This window comes from Microbacterium sp. TW_SC_2 (assembly GCF_055361165.1).
Genome location: NZ_CM143952.1, coordinates 1408814 through 1426085, shown reverse-complemented (window position 1 = coordinate 1426085; position 17272 = coordinate 1408814). Strand labels below are relative to the sequence as shown.

At 69.7% G+C, this 17272-nt stretch carries 15 protein-coding genes; 3 read left to right on the top strand and 12 right to left on the bottom strand.

Annotated elements, in window-relative coordinates:
* Window positions 1–39: 39 nt before the first annotated feature.
* The 7 genes from gltX to ACWA14_RS06610 all read right to left on the bottom strand — a co-directional run bounded on the left by gltX (window position 40) and on the right by ACWA14_RS06610 (window position 8259).
* Complete coding sequence (gene gltX / locus ACWA14_RS06640) at window positions 40–1545, bottom strand: glutamate--tRNA ligase (RefSeq protein WP_463796987.1); 1506 nt, start codon at window positions 1543–1545, stop codon at window positions 40–42.
* Between the two features lie 12 nt (window positions 1546–1557).
* On the bottom strand, window positions 1558–2328 hold the full coding sequence (locus tag ACWA14_RS06635) for a class I SAM-dependent methyltransferase (protein ID WP_463796985.1): 771 nt from the start codon (window positions 2326–2328) through the stop codon (window positions 1558–1560).
* Window positions 2325–3584, bottom strand: coding sequence for an MFS transporter (locus tag ACWA14_RS06630; RefSeq protein ID WP_463796983.1), 1260 nt, complete (start codon window positions 3582–3584; stop codon window positions 2325–2327). Before ACWA14_RS06630 ends, ACWA14_RS06635 begins: the two co-directional genes overlap by 4 nt.
* Window positions 3581–4357: a fumarylacetoacetate hydrolase family protein gene (locus ACWA14_RS06625; protein ID WP_463796981.1), complete on the bottom strand. Its 777-nt coding sequence runs from the start codon at window positions 4355–4357 to the stop codon at window positions 3581–3583. The genes ACWA14_RS06630 and ACWA14_RS06625 overlap by 4 nt, the downstream gene beginning before the upstream one ends.
* 87 nt (window positions 4358–4444) lie before the next feature.
* Window positions 4445–5545: a branched-chain amino acid aminotransferase gene (locus ACWA14_RS06620; protein ID WP_463796979.1), complete on the bottom strand. Its 1101-nt coding sequence runs from the start codon at window positions 5543–5545 to the stop codon at window positions 4445–4447.
* 61 nt (window positions 5546–5606) lie between these two features.
* Window positions 5607–6650 (bottom strand): 3-isopropylmalate dehydrogenase, encoded by a 1044-nt coding sequence (locus ACWA14_RS06615; protein WP_463796977.1) that lies wholly within the window; start codon window positions 6648–6650, stop codon window positions 5607–5609.
* 73 nt (window positions 6651–6723) lie between these two features.
* On the bottom strand, window positions 6724–8259 hold the full coding sequence (locus ACWA14_RS06610) for an MFS transporter (RefSeq protein WP_463796975.1): 1536 nt from the start codon (window positions 8257–8259) through the stop codon (window positions 6724–6726).
* An 86-nt stretch (window positions 8260–8345) separates the two neighbouring features.
* On the opposite strand from ACWA14_RS06610, the gene ACWA14_RS06605 reads away from it, so the two are divergent.
* Window positions 8346–8900, top strand: coding sequence for a TetR/AcrR family transcriptional regulator (locus tag ACWA14_RS06605; protein ID WP_463796973.1), 555 nt, complete (start codon window positions 8346–8348; stop codon window positions 8898–8900).
* 56 nt (window positions 8901–8956) lie between these two features.
* On the opposite strand, the gene serA is transcribed toward ACWA14_RS06605, so the two are convergent.
* From serA to ACWA14_RS06590, 3 genes are all read right to left on the bottom strand, one after another.
* Entirely contained in the window at window positions 8957–10561 is a 1605-nt protein-coding gene (gene serA, locus ACWA14_RS06600; RefSeq protein ID WP_463796971.1) for a phosphoglycerate dehydrogenase, read from the bottom strand.
* A gap of 117 nt (window positions 10562–10678) precedes the next feature.
* Window positions 10679–11047, bottom strand: coding sequence for a hypothetical protein (locus tag ACWA14_RS06595; RefSeq protein WP_463796969.1), 369 nt, complete (start codon window positions 11045–11047; stop codon window positions 10679–10681).
* A complete protein-coding gene (locus ACWA14_RS06590; protein WP_463796967.1) occupies window positions 11044–11502 on the bottom strand; it encodes a hypothetical protein in 459 nt (152 codons plus the stop codon). The genes ACWA14_RS06595 and ACWA14_RS06590 overlap by 4 nt, the downstream gene beginning before the upstream one ends.
* A gap of 79 nt (window positions 11503–11581) precedes the next feature.
* On the opposite strand from ACWA14_RS06590, the gene ACWA14_RS06585 reads away from it, so the two are divergent.
* Window positions 11582–12526, top strand: a complete 945-nt coding sequence (locus ACWA14_RS06585) for a hypothetical protein (protein WP_463796964.1) — start codon at window positions 11582–11584, stop codon at window positions 12524–12526.
* Window positions 12527–12558: 32 nt separating this feature from the next.
* Here ACWA14_RS06585 and ACWA14_RS06580 read toward each other — a convergent pair whose 3' ends face one another.
* The gene (locus ACWA14_RS06580; RefSeq protein WP_463796962.1) at window positions 12559–13218 is read right to left on the bottom strand and encodes a GntR family transcriptional regulator; all 660 of its coding nucleotides are present in this window, start codon (window positions 13216–13218) and stop codon (window positions 12559–12561) included.
* A gap of 72 nt (window positions 13219–13290) precedes the next feature.
* Between ACWA14_RS06580 and ACWA14_RS06575 the strand changes: the two genes are divergently transcribed.
* A complete protein-coding gene (locus ACWA14_RS06575; protein WP_463796960.1) occupies window positions 13291–16125 on the top strand; it encodes an FAD-binding and (Fe-S)-binding domain-containing protein in 2835 nt (944 codons plus the stop codon).
* 63 nt (window positions 16126–16188) lie between these two features.
* Here the strand turns inward: ACWA14_RS06575 and ilvC are convergent, their stop codons facing one another.
* On the bottom strand, window positions 16189–17217 hold the full coding sequence (gene ilvC, locus ACWA14_RS06570; RefSeq protein WP_463796958.1) for a ketol-acid reductoisomerase: 1029 nt from the start codon (window positions 17215–17217) through the stop codon (window positions 16189–16191).
* Window positions 17218–17272: the final 55 nt, after the last annotated feature.

Below are 17272 nucleotides of genomic sequence, written 5' to 3'. Positions count from 1 at the left end.
CGCCGGGGCAGCCCTCCTCGCAGCGCCTCTGAAAGATGATCAGCCGGTGAGGACCGCCGACAGCCCGCGCAGGCGGCGCAGCGATTCCTCCTTGCCGAGCAGTTCCATGGACTCGAACAGCGGCGGGGAGATCCGGCGTCCCGTGATCGCGACGCGGGGCGGGCCGTACGCGACGCGCGGCTTCAACTCGAGCTTCTCCACGAGAGCGGTCGCGAGCGCCTCCTGGATCTTCTCCGGGGTGAAATCCTGCACCGGCTCGAGAGCCTCGACGCACGCGTCGAGCACCTCGGCGCCGTTCGCCGGGAGACCCTTGAGCGCATCGGCGTCGTACGACACCTCATCCGCGAACAGGAATCCGACCATGCCCGGCACGTCTCCCAGCAGCTGCACGCGCTCCTGCACGAGCGGCGCGACGCGGAATGCCATCACGAGCTGCTCGTGCGTCGGCTCGTCGAAGAGACCGGCCGCGGCGAGGTACGGGATCGTCCGCTCGGCGAAGTCCTTCTCGGACAGCATCCGGATGTGGTCGCCGTTGATCGACTCGGCCTTCTTCTGGTCGAAGCGCGCCGGGTTCGGGTTGACGTTGACGATGTCGAACGCGGCCGTGAACTCCTCGAGCGAGAAGATGTCGCGGTCGGGTCCGATCGACCAGCCCAGGAGCGCCAGGTAGTTGAGCAGCCCCTCGGGGATGAATCCGCGATCACGGTGCAGGAAGAGGTCGGCCTGCGGGTCGCGCTTGGAGAGCTTCTTGGTGCCGGTCTCCCCCAGCACGAGCGGCATGTGCGCGAACCGCGGCACGAACGTGGTGACCTCGGCCTCGATCAGTGCGGCGTAGAGCGCGAGCTGGCGGGCCGTGGACGGCATGAGGTCTTCGCCGCGCAGCACGTGGGTGATCCCCATCAGGGCATCGTCGACGGGGTTCACGAACGTGTACAGCGGCACGCCGTTCGGGCGCACGACCACGAAGTCGGGGAACGAGCCCGCCGGGAAGGTCACCTCGCCACGGATCAGGTCGACGTAGGTGAGGTCCTCGTCCGGCACCCGCAGACGCAGCGCGGGCTGGCGTCCTTCCGCGCGGAAGGCGGCCTTCTGCTCGTCCGTCAGAGCACGGTCGAAGTTGTCGTAGCCGAGCTGCTTGGCGCGACCGTTGGCCTCGTTCCGCGCGTCGATCTCCTCGGCGTTCGAGAAGCTCTCGTAGAGGGCACCGGAGGCGAGGAGCTTGTCGATCACGCCACGGTAGATCTCGTGGCGCTCGGACTGTCGATAGGGCGCGTGCGGGCCGCCGACCTCGACACCCTCGTCCCAGTCGATCTTGAGCCAGGTGAGCGCATCGACGAGCTGACGGAAGCTCTCCTCGCTGTCACGGGCGGCATCGGTGTCCTCGATGCGGAAGACCATCGTGCCGCCGTTGTGCCGGGCGTACGCCCAGTTGTACAGCGCGGTGCGCACCATGCCGACGTGCGGCAGGCCGGTCGGGGACGGGCAGAAACGGACGCGGACGTCGGCACCACTGGCGGTCGTGGTGAGGGGGTGAGGAGTAGCCATAGCCCTTCGATTCTAGGCCGCGCGGCCCACGGCCACCGCCGCGGTGTGGTGAAGCGAGACGACCCCCTCCTGCGCGTGCTCGTCGCAGAGCACATCGAACCCTCGACGGAAACGAAGACGCTCGTCAGCATCGAGGCCCCGGTAGAACAGACCGGCCGAGGCCACTCCCCCTTCCGCCGATCGCCACAGCGCCGTCGGAGCCACGCGCCACGTCCAGGAATGCTCCACAGCGGTCACCGACTGCCAGCCCGCCTCGGCCAGCATCCCGGCGAAGCCGAGGGCCGTGCGCTCGAACTCCTTCTCGGGCGCGAGCCGCTCGCCGGTCGCCGGCACCAGACCCGCGCGTTCGCACACCTCGCGCCAGAACCACGACGGCGAGTCGACCCAGATCGTCGCCGCCAGCGGCGCATCGGGCACGGCGACACGGGCGACGCCGCGCGCCCCGAACCGCGGGTCCGGCACGTGGTTGAGCACGAAGTTCGCCGTCACGGCGTCGAAGGAGCCGTCGGCGAACGGCAGGTCGGGCAGAGCGCCCTGCACGAATCGGATGCCGGGATGCTGCCGCTCCGAGACTTCCCTCATCGAGTCCTCCGGCTCGCACCCGATCACGTGCCAGCCGAGGCGGGCGAATCGTGCTGCGAGATCGCCGGTCCCCGAACCGACGTCGAGCAGTCTCCGCCCGTCTGCGCCGCCGAGCAGCCGGGCCAGCGTGTCGCCGGTCCCGGCGCACAGGGCGGCGTACGAGGCTGCGTACGCCTCCCCGACGCCATCCCAGGACTTCACCGCGGGTTCATCCGCCCAAGGGGCGCGAGTGCGACGATCGCGAGGACCAGCACGAACGCCGCGACGCCGAGACCTGCGTACTGGAAGTTCGACAGGATGACCCCGGCGAGGACCGCGCCGGCTGCCGCGCTCAGGCTCATCAGGGAGTCGCTGCGGCCCTGTCTGCGGGTGCGGAGCGCGGGAGCCGAGGCCTCCGTGAGCAGTGCCGCGCCCGCCACCGTGGCGGCGCTCCAGCCGAGACCGAGCAGGATGAGCGCCGCCATCACGCCCCACGCCTGATCGTTCGTGAAGATCGCGAACCCCAGGGAGAACGCCGACAGCACCTGGCCGAGCAGCACCACCCGCAGCCGGCCCCAGCGGTCGGCGAGGATGCCGAACACGGGCGAGAGCGCATACATCCCCGCGACATGCAGTGCGATGGTGACTCCGACGAGCTGCGACACGTCGGCGGGTGTGGGGTCCATGCCGTGCGCGCCATGGGCCATGTGCGCGAGATGCACGGGCGTCATCGCCATGACCGACGCCATCACGACATGCGATCCGGCGACCGCGAACATCGCATAGCGCGCGACCCGGGGCCGGTCGACGAACGGCACAGCGGTCGATGCCGTGGCCGCTGTGGCGAGTCGTTGCGCGGCGAGCAGCGGGTCGGGCCGCAGTGCGACGAGATACAGCACCAGGGCAGCGGACTGCGCGACGAACGAGAATGCGTAGGAGCCCGTCTGCGGCGGCATCCCGATCGCCTGTCCGACGACCTCTCCCGGGCCCAGCAGCAGCGGTCCGGCGACACCGCCGACCGTCGTCGCCCAGACCACGATCGAAAGATCACGTCCGCGATGCACGGGCGCCGCGAGGTCGGTGGCGGCGAAGCGCGACTGCAGATTGCCTGCGTTGCCGGCACCGATCATGAGGATGCCGACCAGCAGCAGCGGGAAGAGCCGCAGGGAGGCGGCGAGGATCACGACGGCGATCCCGACGAGCGCGAAGAGGTTGCCGAGCGTGAGGGCACGACGTCGCCCGAGCCGGGCCGCCAGCCGCGCCAGCGGGATCGCGCACAGAGCAGCTCCCAGAGTGACCGACGCCGTGGCGAGGCCCGAGAGGGCGTCACTGCCGGAGATGTCCGCGGCCAGGAGCGCTCCGAGGGAGACCGTCGAGCCGAAGGCGGTACCGCCGAGCACCTGTCCGATCGAGAGCGTCAGCACCGTGCGCCGCTGGACGGCCGCCTGCTCGGATGCCGTCAGCGGCACGGTGGTCATGCGGCGGGTCGAGCGTCGCGCACGGCGTTGCGCAGGATTCCCAGCCCGGTGATCTCGACCTCGACCGTGTCACCCGCGCCGAACGTGCCGACACCCGCCGGCGTTCCCGTGAGGATGACGTCGCCCGGGAGCAGCGTGAACACGGCCGAGGCGTGCGCGATGATCTCCTCGACGGAGTGGATCATGTCGGTCAACGGCGCCTTCTGACGTACCTGGCCGTTCACCCGCGTCTCGATCGTGGCTTCGGCCGGGTCGAAGTCGGTGCTGATGGTCGGCCCCAGCGGGCAGAAGGTGTCGAAGCCCTTGGCCCGTGCCCACTGGCCGTCCTTGCGCTGCAGATCGCGGGCGGTCACGTCGTTGCCGATCGTGTAGCCGAGCACGTAGTCGAGCGCATCCTTCGCGGCCACGTTCTTCGCGACCTTGCCGATGACGACCGCCAACTCGCCCTCGTACTCGGTCTGCTCCGAGATCTCGGGGCGCACGATCGCATCGCCCGGGCCGATGATCGACGTGTTCGGCTTCAGGAACAGCAGTGGCTCCTCGGGAGCCACTCCCCCCATCTCGGCGGCGTGATCGTGGTAGTTCTTGCCGACGCAGACGATCTTCGACCGCGGGATCACCGGGGCGAGCAGCACCGCATCGGCGATCGGCACGCGGACACCGGTGGGCTCGAAGCCCGCGAACAGCGGGTCGCCCGAGAGGACGACGAGGTCGGTCTCATCGACGATCCCGAAGAGGATGGCGTCGTCATGGCTGAATCGTGCGATCTTCATGCCTCCAGCCTAGCCAGAGCGCAGACGCGCGAGACCCCGCTCCGCGCGTCGGCGAAGCGGGGTCTGAGCGGACGGAGGGCGCGGCTGTCAGGCGTCGAGACGGAGGAGCCAGCCGTGCGTGTCCTCACGGCGGCCGTACTGGATGTCGGTGAGCTCCTCGCGCAGGGACAGCGCGAGTTCGCCCAGCGGCTGGGGCTCGTCGAACCCGTCGCCCACCAGCGCACCGATCGGCGTGACGACCGCGGCCGTGCCGCAGGCGAACACCTCGACGATGTCGCCGGATGCCACCCCGGAGCGCCATTCGTCGATCGAGATCGGACGACGCTCCACGGTGTACCCGCGGTCCTCCGCGAGCTGCAGGAGGGAATCGCGCGTGATGCCGTCGAGGATGCTGTCGGACTTCGGGGTGACGATGCGCCCGTCCTTGAAGACGAAGACGACGTTCATGCCGCCGAGCTCCTCGACGTTGCCGTTCTCGTCGAGGAAGACGACCTGGTCGCAGCCCTTCGCGCTCGCGAGCGTCTGCGGCAGCAGGCTGGACGCGTAGTTGCCGCCCGTCTTGGCCTTGCCGGTGCCTCCGCGACCCGCGCGGGAGTGCTCCTGCGACAGCCAGATGCGCACGGGCTTCACGCCACCGGAGAAGTACGCCCCCGCGGGACTCGCGATCACGTAGTACGCGACCTTCTGGGCCGCGCGCACACCCAGGAAGGCCTCCTTGGCGAACATGAACGGACGCAGGTACAGGCTCTGGTCGGCGCCGGAGGGAACCCACCGGCCGTCGACCGCGATCAGCTCGCGCAGCGACTGGATGAAGTACTCCGTCGGCAGCTCGGGCAGCGCCAGACGGCGCGCGCTCTGCTGCATACGGGCCGCATTGCGGTCCGGACGGAAGGTGTGGATCGATCCGTCCTCGTGGCGGTAGGCCTTGATGCCCTCGAAGATCTCCTGGGCGTAGTGCAGCACCGATGCCGCCGGGTCGAGCGCGATCGGGCCGTACGGCTGCACACGCGGGCGGTGCCATCCGCCCTTGACCGACCAGCAGATGTCGACCATGTGGTCGGTGAAGACGACGCCGAAGCCCGGGTTCTCGTGCACCTCGGCCACGCGGGCCGGCGAGGCCGCAGCGAGGTTCTTGGTGACAGCGAAATCGAGCGGCGCCACGGCTGCCTGTGCATCGATGGTTGTCATGTTCCTCATCCGTTCCTTGGGTGTGGCGCGTCCTCGCGCGGTATCAAGACTACGCCGCGGTTCAGAGGCGTGCGGTGATGGCGGAGCCGATCTCCGCGGTGGATCGCGCACCGCTGCGGGCCGCGATGTCGGCCTCGACCGCCGCGCTGACACGCTCCGACTCGGTGTGCAGTCCCAGGTGGTCGAGCAGCAGGGCGACGGACAGGATCGCCGCGGTCGGGTCGGCCTTCTGCTGCCCCGCGATGTCCGGCGCCGAGCCGTGCACCGGTTCGAACATCGAGGGGAAGACGCCGTCGGGGTTGATGTTGCCCGATGCCGCCAGACCGATCCCGCCGGTGACCGCACCCGCCAGGTCGGTGAGGATGTCGCCGAACAGGTTGTCGGTCACGATGACGTCGAAGCGCGACGGGTCGGAGACGAGGAAGATCGTCGCCGCGTCGACGTGCAGGTAGTCGACCGCCACGTCGGGGTGCTCGCTCGCGACCTCGTCGACGATGCGCTTCCAGATCGCCCCGGCGTGCACGAGCACGTTGGTCTTGTGCACGAGCGTCAGCTTCCGCCGACGACGTTCCGCGAGGGCGAAGGCGTGCCGGACGACCCGCTCGACACCGAAGGCCGTGTTGACGGAGGTCTCGTTCGCGACCTCGTGCGGGGTGCCGACGCGGATCGCGCCGCCGTTGCCCACGTACGGCCCCTCGGTGCCCTCACGCACGACCACGAAGTCGACCTCGCCCGGGTTCGAGAGCGGGCCGGGCGCGCCGACGAACAGCTTCGAGGGCCGCAGATTCACGTAATGGTCGAGAGTGAAGCGCAGCTTCAACAGCAGACCGCGCTCGATGTTCGCGTCCTTCAACCGGGGGTCGCCCGGCATGCCGCCGACGGCGCCCAACAGGATCGCGTCGTGCGCGGCGATCGCGGCGAGGTCGTCGTCGGTGAGGGTGTCACCGGTCTCCAGGAAGCGCGCGGCTCCCAGGGAGAATCGCGTCGTCTCGAACCGCACATCGCTGGCCGCCGTGACCGCGTCGAGCACCTTCTCCGCCTCGGCGATGACCTCGGGACCGATGCCGTCTCCGGGGATGACGGCCAGCTTCACGACACGCGACATGACACTCCTTGCAACCGGTGGGACCGGCCCGGGTCCGCGGGGACTCCTCAGGCCGGTCCTCCCAGCGTAGTGCTCAGTGTCGAGGGCGCGTGCGCAGTGTGACGGCAGCGATCACGCCCGCGACCACGACCAGCGCGGCCCCGATCAGCGAGGTCACCATCACTCCGGATCCGAAGGCGTCGGCCGCGGCATCCCACACCGCACGCCCCACGGCATCCGGCAGATCGCGCGCCGCGATGTAGGCCCCGGCGAGCGTCTCGCGAGCCGCCTCCATCACGTCGGCGGGCAGCCCGGCCGGCAGCACCAGGGCGCCGCGGTAGAACGCCGTGATCAGCCCACCCAGCACGGCGGTGCCGAGGACCGCACCGAGTTCGTAAGCGGTCTCCGAGACGGCGCTCGCGGCTCCCGCCTTCGCGGCGGGAGCGCTCGACAGGATCAACTCGTTCGAGATCGTCTCGGCCGCACCGATCCCGATGCCGAGCACGACGAAGGCGATCACGAGCGGCGCGACGCCGTGCTCATGCGTCGTGAACGCGACGATGAGGTAGCCGGCGACCGAGAACACCAACGCCGACGGCACCAGGATGTGCGGGGCCACGCGACGCGAGATCGGTACGACGCTCAGGCCCGCGATGATCATGGCCACCATGCCGGGCACGAGCGAGAGTCCGGCCACCATCGGGGACAGTCCGAGCACGAGCTGCAGATGCTGCGACACGAAGTACAGGAAGCCGACCAACGCCACCACGCTCAGGAGGTTCACCAGGATCGCTCCGGAGAACGAACCACGACGGAACAGTGCCATGTCGAGCATGGGGGTCTCGGCACGCAGCTGACGGCGCACGAAGACGGCCCCCATCGCGATGCCGAGCACCGCCCAGAACCCGGCGGTGAGGCTCGGTCCGCCGACGGCGAGCGACTTGATGGCATAGACGACCGGGATCATCGCTGCCATCGACAGGGCGATGCTCACCAGGTCGATCCGGCCCGGGTGCGGGTCACGGCTCTCCGGAACCAGCAGCGGAGCCGCGATCAGCAGCGGGACGAGCACGGGAACCGCGATCAGGAACACCGAGCCCCACGAGAAATGCTCGAGGAGGAAGCCGCCGACCACCGGGCCCAGTGCCGCGCCGGCGGAGAACGCCGACGCCCAGACCGCGATCGCCAGGCGGCGCTGATCGCGGTTCTGGAAGATCGAGCGCAGCAGCGAGAGCGTCGAGGGCATCAGCATCGCGCCGAAGAATCCGAGCAGCGCCCGCGCGGCGATGAGCAGCCCCGCGGTCGGGGCGAAGGCGGCGAGCACCGACACGGCCGCGAAGCCGGTGGCGCCGATCAGGAGCATCCGCCGACGGCCGAAGCGATCACCGAGCGTCCCCATGGTCACCAGAAGCCCGGCCAGCACCAGCGGGTACACGTCGATGATCCACAGCTGCTCCGCCCCTGTCGGTGCGAGCGCGATCGAGATCTCGGGCAGCGCGAAGCTCAGCACCGTGTTGTCGACGGACACCAGCAGGACCGGGAGCATCAGGACGGCCAGTGCCGCCCACCCGCGCGCCCCGGCGCGGGGGGCGTCCGTCTCTGTCGTCGGGATCGACGCAGTACGGTTCATGGAACACCTCTCAGACTCTGGGACGATCCGTTACTAAACCGTCCAGATGGTATAGTAACAGAATCCCCCCGAACGAAGGGACCCCCATGCCCCGACCACCGCTGGCACGCGAGAAGGTGCTCGACGCGTTCGAGGCGATCGTGATCGCCGAGGGCGAGCGGACGGCGACCCTGGACGCCACGGCCAAGGCCGCAGGCGTCTCCAAGGGCGGGCTGCTCTACCACTTCGGATCGAAGGACGAACTCGAGGCGGGGTTGCTGGAGCGCCTGGAAGCGCTCACCGTCGCCGATCTCGAGCGGATGAGGGCCGACCCCGAAGGCCCCGTCGCGTACTACGTCCGCACCTCGGTCATGGAGGACGACGCCCTCGACCGCGCTCTCATCGCCGCCTCCCGACTCGCCCAGGGCGGCTCTTCCGCGGCCGGCGACATGCTGCGTCGCACCCGGCGGCTCTGGGAGGACACGATCCGCCCGCACGTGCGCGATGCCGCCAGTCTGGATCTCGTGATGCTGCTCAGCGACGGCCTGTACTTCAACAACTCACTGGACCTGCACGGTGCCGAGCACCTCGTCCCCCGCGACCGGGAACTCTCCGATCTCATCGCGCTCGTGCTGCGGGCGACCTCTCCCGAACCCTCCTGACACGGCGAAGGCGGGAGCGCCATCGCGCTCCCGCCTCCGTCCTGCGTGCAGCCGGATCAGGCCTCGGTGATCTCGATCTGGCGGAACAGGTCGGCGTCGATCGCCGCGCTCACGTCCTCCAGCAGCTCCTCGGAGACGGGCGAGTCGAGCGTCAGCACGCTGAGCGCCTGCGCACCCGCGGCCTGGCGAGCGATCTGCATTCCCGCGATGTTGATGCCGGCCTCGCCGAACTTCTGTCCGTAGACGGCCACGATGCCGGGGCGGTCGGTGTAGAGCATCACGACGTGGTGCTTCTCGATCGGCAGCTCGAGCGTGTGGTCGTTGATCCCGACCAGCTTCTCCGTCTGCTTCGGACCCGTGAGCGTGCCGGAGACCGAGAGCTGGGTGCCGTCGGAGAGGGCTCCGCTGAGGGTGATGAGGTTGCGGTACTCGTCGCTGACGTCGTCCTTGAGCAGGCGGACCGCGATGCCCCGCTGCTCGGCCAGCAGAGGAGCGTTCACGTAGGACACCGTCTCGCTGACGATGTTCGTGAAGACGCCCTTCAGGGCAGCCAGCTTCAGAACGCTCACGTCGTAGCCGTTGAGCTCGCCGTGCACCTCGACGTCGAGGCTCGTGAGCGGCGAGGTCGAGAGGGCGGCGAAGATCTGACCGAGCTTCTCGACCAGCGCGATGCCCGGGCGCACGTAGGGGTCGATCACGCCTCCGGCGACGTTCACGGCATCCGGGACGAGGTCGCCGCCGAGTGCGAGGCGCACCGACTTCGCGACGGAGACGCCGGCCTTCTCCTGCGCTTCCTCGGTGCTCGCACCCAGGTGCGGCGTCACGACGACGTTCGGCAGGTCGAGGAGCGGACGCGCGGATCCGCCCTCGGCAGGAGGCTCGGAGGTGAAGACGTCGAGACCCGCGCCCGCGATCTCACCGGCGACGAGCGCCTCGTGCAGCGCTGCCTCGTCGATCAGGCCGCCACGGGCCACGTTGACCACGAAGGCGGTCGGCTTCATCGCCGCGAACTGCTCGGCGCCGATCATGCCGGTGGTCTCCGGCGTCTTGGGCATGTGGATGGTGAGGAAGTCGGCTTCGGCGACGAGTTCGTCGAGGGTCAGCAGCTGCACGCCCAGCTGCTGGGCGCGCGCCGAGGTGACGTAGGGGTCGTAGGCGACCACGCGCATGTCGAAGGCGGCCAGGCGGGCGGCGACCAGGGCGCCGATGCGGCCGAGGCCGACGATGCCGACGGTCTTCTCGAAGAGCTCGGCTCCCGTGAAGGAGCTGCGCTTCCACTGACCGGCGGCGAGCGACGCGTGCGCGGCGGGGATGCGCCGCGCGAGGCTGAGGATGTGACCGACCGTGAGTTCGGCGGCGGAGACGATGTTCGACGTGGGCGCGTTCACGACCATGACACCCGCGGCCGTCGACGCCTTGATGTCGACGTTGTCGAGTCCGACGCCGGCGCGGGCGACCACCTTCAGCTTCGGCGCGTGGGTCAGCGCCTCTTCGTCGATGCGCGTCGCGGAGCGGATCAGGACCGCGTCCGTGTCGGCCAGCGCCGCGAACAGCGCCTCACGATCGGTGCCGTCGACGTGACGGACGTCGAAGTCGGGGCCCAGGGCCTCGATCGTGGCGGGAGAGAGCACTTCGGCGATGAGCACAACGGGCTTCGGCACAGAGAATCCTTCGGGGCAGCGCGACAGGCGGGAGAGGGGCCGATGCGCCGCACACCAGGGGGCGCGATCGTCTCCACTGTACCCGAGCGACCTCGGCGCTCCGTCCCGTGTGACGCCCTACGACAGTGGCGCGACGGTCACCAGCTCGTCCATGTTGAGGATGCTGTACCCGAGCAGGCTCAGCCAGAACACGGCCACGATGCCGAGGCCGGCGAGCAGCACGAGTGCCAGTTCCCCGACGTTGCGGCGACGACCGATGAGGGAGGCGAAGACGAACGCGATCGCCGGGAACACCACTCCGAAGGAGAGGGTCACCCACCCGATGCCGGTGAGGCCGCTCTGCGCGAAGCTGAGCAGATGAGCGACGGCGTTCCACACCGCATAGGCGTAGAACAGCCCCGCGAGTCCGACGACGAGACCGGTCAACCAGCGCGGCGTCCGACGGCGGGTGGCGGGGAGCGCGTCTCCGGTGGCTGCATCGCTCATGATCCGATCACCCCCACGGTGACGAAGGGCCAGGGAACCAGCAGGACCACGCCCAACAGCAGGACGCCGATGCGGATCCAAGCCGCTTTCCCGCGGGTGAGCAGCCACGACGCGAGGAACCACAGCAGCGGGGCGGCGACCGCCAGCACGAACCACGGGATGTACATCGCATCGGTCACGATCAGGTTGGCGAGCGGCTTCAGCCGCAGTCCGCCGATCACCCAGCCGATCGTGTAGAGCAGGTAGACGCCGCCGACCACGCCGAGCACCAGGAGAAGCGCGTTGCTGAGCGCCGGAGGCTGGTGCGGGGCGACGACGGTTCCGTCCGCGCGAAGGTGTCCGACATCGTCGCTGCCCTTCCCGACCGCGTTCCAGCCGGTCGGCAGCGCCGGGGACGGTCGCGTCCCGTCCTCATCGCCGTCCCAGCTCAGGGCGTCCTCGGAATCGGAAGTCATCTCCCCAGAGTAGGACACGCGGTCCACTATGCTCGGGGTGCATCGGGCCAGGGGCCCATCCGCTGGGGGAAGGATCACCGTGGCCGAGCAGAAGAAGAAGGTCGCCACCGCTGCAAGCACGTCCTCGGACGCCGCCACCACAGAACCGCCGTCCGGCTGGACGCCTACCCCCGCAGCGAAGAAGCGCGCCACCCTGTTCCGCGGGATCGCCGCAGGTCTGTGGGCGCTCGCGATCGCCGGGGAGGCCGTCGCCATCTTCTGGCTGCTGCGTCAGCGCGAGTTCGTCGGTGAGGACGGTGCGCTCGTGCGCGACCCCGACACCGGGCTGCTCCGAGAGCAGGGCGTGACGGCGCAGTTCCCGCAGTGGGCCTTCGTCGCGCTGCTGATCGCTCTCGTCCTGATCGCCGCGCTGTCGATCACGGGCTCGGTGCTCTGGAAGAAGGCGAATCGCCTGGACCCCGCCCGCAGGTCCGACACGACGCGATTCTTCGTGCAGAACCAGCTCGGCGCCATCATCGCCATCGTGGCCTTCCTGCCGCTGATCATCCTCATCTTCCTGAACAAGGACATGAGCAAGGGCCAGAAGACGACCGCCGGCGTCGTCGGCATCGTGCTGGCCGTGCTGGCCGCCGTCCTCGGAACCAGCTTCAGCCCGCCGTCCGTCGAGCAGTACACCGCCGACCAGTCGGCGGTGATCCAACTCCTCGGCGCCGATGAAGTGGTGTGGGTGGACGGCGGCGCCGTGTATCACGTGTGCGACGAGGTGTCGGCGATCCAGACCGGGAGCGAGATCCGCACGGGAACGACGGCCGAGGCCATCGAGGCCGGAAAGATCCGCCTCACGCTGCAGTTCGCCTCCGAGCTCCGGGCCTGCGATCTCGCCGTGCCGGAGAACACCGACGAGATCACAGAGGCCCTGCGCGCGATCCAGGCCGGTGCGATCGACACCCCGCTGCCGGCGCCGCGGTGGGCCGATCCCGCCGACGCGCCGATCGAGGTGCCGGAGGCGACGCCCGCGGAGTGAGCGTCCACTCCCCCGGTCGGGACCGCTGCGCGTCAGTCCTCGCGGAGCGCCTCGACCAGGCGCTCCTCTGCCGACGACAGGTGGTGACGCAGGATCGCGACGGCACGCTCGCCTGATCCTGCGGACACCGCCTCGAGGATCTCGGCGTGCTGCTGCGCGATCACCGAGGCATCCAGCAGTCGGCGTCCCTGCACCTGGGCCATGCAGAGCCGGACCTCGTCGATCACGCTGCGGTACATCCGTCCGGTCCGCTCACTCCCGAGCGCATCGATCAGAGCCGTGTGGAAGCGGAGATCGGGATCGACGGTGGCGGCATCGGGCCCGGGGGGCATCGCCAGGATCTCGGCGTTCGCCTCCACCGCGGCAGGCGGGACCACGCGTGTCTCGGCGAGCTCGCGCAGCGCCGCGCTCTCGAGTCGTGTCCGGGTGCGGTACACGTCGCGCACGGTGTCCGGATCGATCGCGCCGACCCGCGCGGTGCGATGTGCGGTGCGCACCAGCAGCCCGGCGGCGACCAGTTGCTCGATCGCCGCCTTCGCGCTCGGCCGGGCCACACCGTAGGCGCGCGCCACCGCAGCTTCGGTGAGCGGCTCGCCGGAGCGGATGTCGCCGTTCAGGATGCGCGCACGCAATCGCGAGGTGACGGCATCCACCACGCCGACGATCTCGAGACCGGTATCCGATGGCATCATCCGGCCAGCATAGTGATCGCGCACGCCTTGGGTACACTTGTCAGACAATCCGCCATCTCATTGAGGAGCATCGTGTCGACCACCCTCACCGGACCCCTGGACGCGGCGCTGCTCGGCGCGTCCACGCAGGTTCATTCCCGCTCGATCGACCGCTTCGCCCGCGCGCACGATGCCTCGCACTATCTGCTGATCCCGGATGCGGTCCTCTCCCCCGCGGATGCCGACGGCGTGGCCGGAGCGTTCGCCGCGGTGCGCGCCGCCGGCCGCACTCTCACGTTCCGCTCCGGGGGCACGAGCCTGTCCGGGCAGGCGGTGAGCGGCGACATCCTGGTCGACACCCGGAGCCACTTCCGCGACATCACCGTCGAGAACGGCGGGGAGACCGTCCGTGTGGGTCCCGGCGCGACCGTACGACAGGTCAACATCCGCCTCGCCCGGCACGGACGCAAGCTCGGCCCCGACCCTGCCAGCGAGATCGCCTGCACGATCGGCGGCGTCGTCGCGAACAACTCCAGCGGCATGGCCTGCGGCATCACCGAGAACTCATACCGCACGATCGAGTCGCTGCGCATCGTGCTGCCCAGCGGCACGATCCTCGACACCGCAGACCCCGAGGCGAATGCGCTGCTGCGCGCCGCCGAACCCGCCCTGGCGGACGGGCTCCTCGCGCTCCGCGCACGTGTGCTCGCCTCACCCGAGCACCTGGCGTTCCTGCGGCAGCAGTTCTCGATGAAGAACACCATGGGCTACGGCCTCAACTCCCTGGTCGACTTCGACGACCCGGTGCGCATCCTCGAGCACCTCATCATCGGCTCCGAGGGCACGCTCGCCTTCGTCGCCGAGGCGCGGTTCCGTACGATCGCCATCCGCCCGGCGATCGCCACCGGGCTGCTCGTCTTCGAGACGCTCTCCGCGGCCATGGCGGCCCTCCCCGCACTGAGCGATCTCGGCCTCGCCACGATCGAACTCATGGACGCGGCCTCGCTCCGTGTCGCGCAGGGTCTCAGCGACGTGCCCGCCACCATCGCCGAGATCGAGGTGCAGCAGCACGCGGCCCTCCTGGTCGAGGTGCACGCCGAGGACCAGACGTCGCTCACGACCGCGCGATCTGTCGCTCAGGCGCACTTCGATGCCCTCCCGCTCGCCGTCGCTCCGCGCCTCACCACGGATGCCGCCGAACGCGCCGCCCTCTGGCAGGTCCGCAAGGGGCTGTACACCGCCGTCGCGGGCGCACGCCCCTCCGGGACGACCGCGCTGCTGGAAGACATCGTGGTGCCGGTCGACCGCCTGCTCGTGACGTGCGAGCGTCTGATCGAGCTGTTCGCGCAGCACGGGTACGAGGGGTCGGTGATCTTCGGGCACGCGAAGGACGGCAACGTGCACTTCCTCCTCAACGAGCGCTTCGACGATCCGGACAGCGTCGCCCGCTACCGCCGATTCACCGACGACCTGGTGGAGTTGGTGCTCGGACAGCAGGGCTCTCTCAAAGCGGAGCACGGCACCGGGCGCATCATGGCGCCGTTCGTGCGGAGACAGTACGGCGACGAGCTGACCGACATGATGTGGGAGATCAAGCGGCTGTTCGACCCGGACCTGATCCTGAACCCGGGCGTCGTGCTCTCCGACGACCCGGACTCCTACCTCCACGATCTCAAGCGCGTGCCCACGGTGGAGGCCGAGGTCGATCGCTGCGTGGAGTGCGGATACTGCGAGCCGACCTGTCCGAGCAAGAGCATCACGCTCACTCCCCGGCAGCGCATCGTGATCCGACGCGACATGGCCTGGGCCGAGGAGCAGGGCGACACCGCCCTGCTCGAGGAGTTGCAGGCGGACTACGACTACGAGGGCGTGCAGACGTGTGCGGTCGACGGGATGTGCGGGGTGGCCTGCCCCGTCGACATCAACACCGGTGACCTCGTGCGCCGTCTGCGCGCCGAGCAGACCACGGCCGTCGAAGGAGCAGCGTGGGGCGCGGCGGCCAAGCACTGGGGAACGGTCACCCGGGCGGGCGGCGTCGCTCTCACCGTCGCCGACGCCCTCCCGGCGCCCCTGGTGAGCGGCGCCACCCGCGTCGGACGGTCACTGCTCGGCGCCGACACAGTGCCGCTGTACGACGGGGGGCTGCCCCGTGGCGGCTCGAGGCCGCCGCGACCCGCGAACCCGGCGGACGCCCGCGCCGTGCTCTTCGGCGCCTGCATCGGCACGATGTTCGGACCGGAGGGCGAGGGCCGTGGGTCCCGCGACGCCCTGCGCGACCTGCTGGATCGTGCCGGGATCCCGGTCGTCGTCCCCGAGGAGAACGGCGGGCTCTGCTGCGGCACCCCCTGGAAGTCGAAGGGACATCTCGACGGCTACGGCCTGATGTCGGCCCGCGTGCTCGAGTCGCTCTGGGTCGCGAGCCGGCAGGGCGAGCTCCCCGTGGTCTGCGATGCCGCCTCGTGCACCGAGGGATTGGACGTGATGCTCGCGCAGTCCGTCGCCGCCGACCCTCGCTATCGCGGTCTGCGGATCGAGGACGCCACGACCTTCGTCGCGCGGGAGATCCTCCCTCGACTCACGGTGTCGACCAGGCTCGCCACGGTCGCGGTGCATCCGACCTGCTCCACGACCGCGCTGGGAGCCACGGGAGCGCTGACCGCGATCGCCGCCGCCGTCGCCGACGAGGTGTTCGTCCCCGAGGGGTGGGGCTGCTGCGCCTTCGCGGGCGACCGGGGCCTGCTGCATCCGGAGCTGACCGCCAGTGCCACCGCGCAGGAGTCGGCCGAGATCGATGCGGCCGACGGCGCCCGTGGGGGCTTCGGTGCCTTCGTGTCGGCCAACCGCACGTGCGAGATCGGGATGACGCGCGCCACCGGAAAGCCCTACCGCCACGTGATCGAGGTACTGGAGGAGCTCACCCGCGCCTGAGCGCCCCGCACGCACGAAAGAACGGGCGCCCCGAGAGGGACGCCCGTTCTTTCGTGAGTCGGATCAGCGTGCGGCAGAACCGTCGACGTAGTCCTCGTCCGTCTGCTTCCAGGCGAAGAGCGAACGCAGCTCCTTGCCGGTGACCTCGATGGGGTGCTGCTCTTCCTTGGCCCGCAGCGCGAGGAACTCCTCGGCGCCGTTGTCCTGGTCCTCGATGAAGCGCTTGGCGAAGGCACCCGACTGGATGTCGGCCAGGACGCCCTGCATGCTCTCCTTGACGCGGGCGTCGATCACGCGCGGGCCGGAGACGTAGTCGCCGAACTCGGCGGTGTCGGAGATCGACCAGCGCTGCTTGGCGATGCCGCCCTCCCACATCAGGTCGACGATCAGCTTCAGCTCGTGCAGCACCTCGAAGTACGCGATCTGCGGCTGGTAGCCCGCCTCGGTGAGCGTCTCGAAGCCGGCCTGCACGAGGTGGCTGACGCCACCGCAGAGCACGGCCTGCTCGCCGAACAGGTCGGTCTCGGTCTCCTCGGTGAACGTGGTCTTGATGACGCCGGCGCGGGTGCCGCCGATCGCCTTCGCGTACGAGAGCGCCAGGTCCCAGGCCTTGCCCGAGGCATCGCGCTCGACGGCGATGATGTCGGGGATGCCACGGCCCGCGACGAACTCGCGGCGCACCGTGTGGCCGGGGGCCTTCGGGGCGACGAGGATCACGTCGACACCCTCGGGTGCGTCGATGTAGCCGAAGCGGATGTTGAAGCCGTGCGCGAAGGCGAGGGTCTTGCCCGCGGTGAGGTTCGGGGCGATGGACTCGCTGTAGATCGTGCGCTGGTGCTGGTCGGGAGCCAGGATCATGATGACGTCGGCCCACTCGGTGGCCTCGGCGACCGACTTCACGGGGAAGCCCGCCTCTTCCGCCTTGGGAGCGGACTTCGAGCCCTCCTTGAGCGCGATGGCGACCTCGACGCCCGAGTCGCGCAGGTTCTGCGCGTGGGCGTGACCCTGCGAACCGTAACCGACGATCGCGACCTTCTTGCCCTGGATCAGGGACAGGTCGGCGTCTGCGTCGTAGAAGATCTCGGTGCTCACAGTGTGTTTCTCCTTGTTCGTGGTGAATGCGGGACCGATCGGCCCCTGAGTGTGT

Bases quoted from the DNA above. Each gene is read 5' to 3' on its own strand.
- ACWA14_RS06625 (WP_463796981.1), bottom strand. From the start codon at position 4,357: ATGAAGATCGCACGATTCAGCCATGACGACGCCATCCTCTTCGGGATC.
- ACWA14_RS06605 (WP_463796973.1), top strand. From the start codon at position 8,346: ATGCCCCGACCACCGCTGGCACGCGAGAAGGTGCTCGACGCGTTCGAG.
- gltX (WP_463796987.1), bottom strand. From the start codon at position 1,545: ATGGCTACTCCTCACCCCCTCACCACGACCGCCAGTGGTGCCGACGTC.
- ACWA14_RS06610 (WP_463796975.1), bottom strand. From the start codon at position 8,259: ATGAACCGTACTGCGTCGATCCCGACGACAGAGACGGACGCCCCCCGC.
- ACWA14_RS06615 (WP_463796977.1), bottom strand. From the start codon at position 6,650: ATGTCGCGTGTCGTGAAGCTGGCCGTCATCCCCGGAGACGGCATCGGT.
- ACWA14_RS06595 (WP_463796969.1), bottom strand. From the start codon at position 11,047: ATGAGCGATGCAGCCACCGGAGACGCGCTCCCCGCCACCCGCCGTCGG.
- ACWA14_RS06580 (WP_463796962.1), bottom strand. From the start codon at position 13,218: ATGATGCCATCGGATACCGGTCTCGAGATCGTCGGCGTGGTGGATGCC.
- ACWA14_RS06620 (WP_463796979.1), bottom strand. From the start codon at position 5,545: ATGACAACCATCGATGCACAGGCAGCCGTGGCGCCGCTCGATTTCGCT.
- ACWA14_RS06630 (WP_463796983.1), bottom strand. From the start codon at position 3,584: ATGACCACCGTGCCGCTGACGGCATCCGAGCAGGCGGCCGTCCAGCGG.
- ACWA14_RS06590 (WP_463796967.1), bottom strand. From the start codon at position 11,502: ATGACTTCCGATTCCGAGGACGCCCTGAGCTGGGACGGCGATGAGGAC.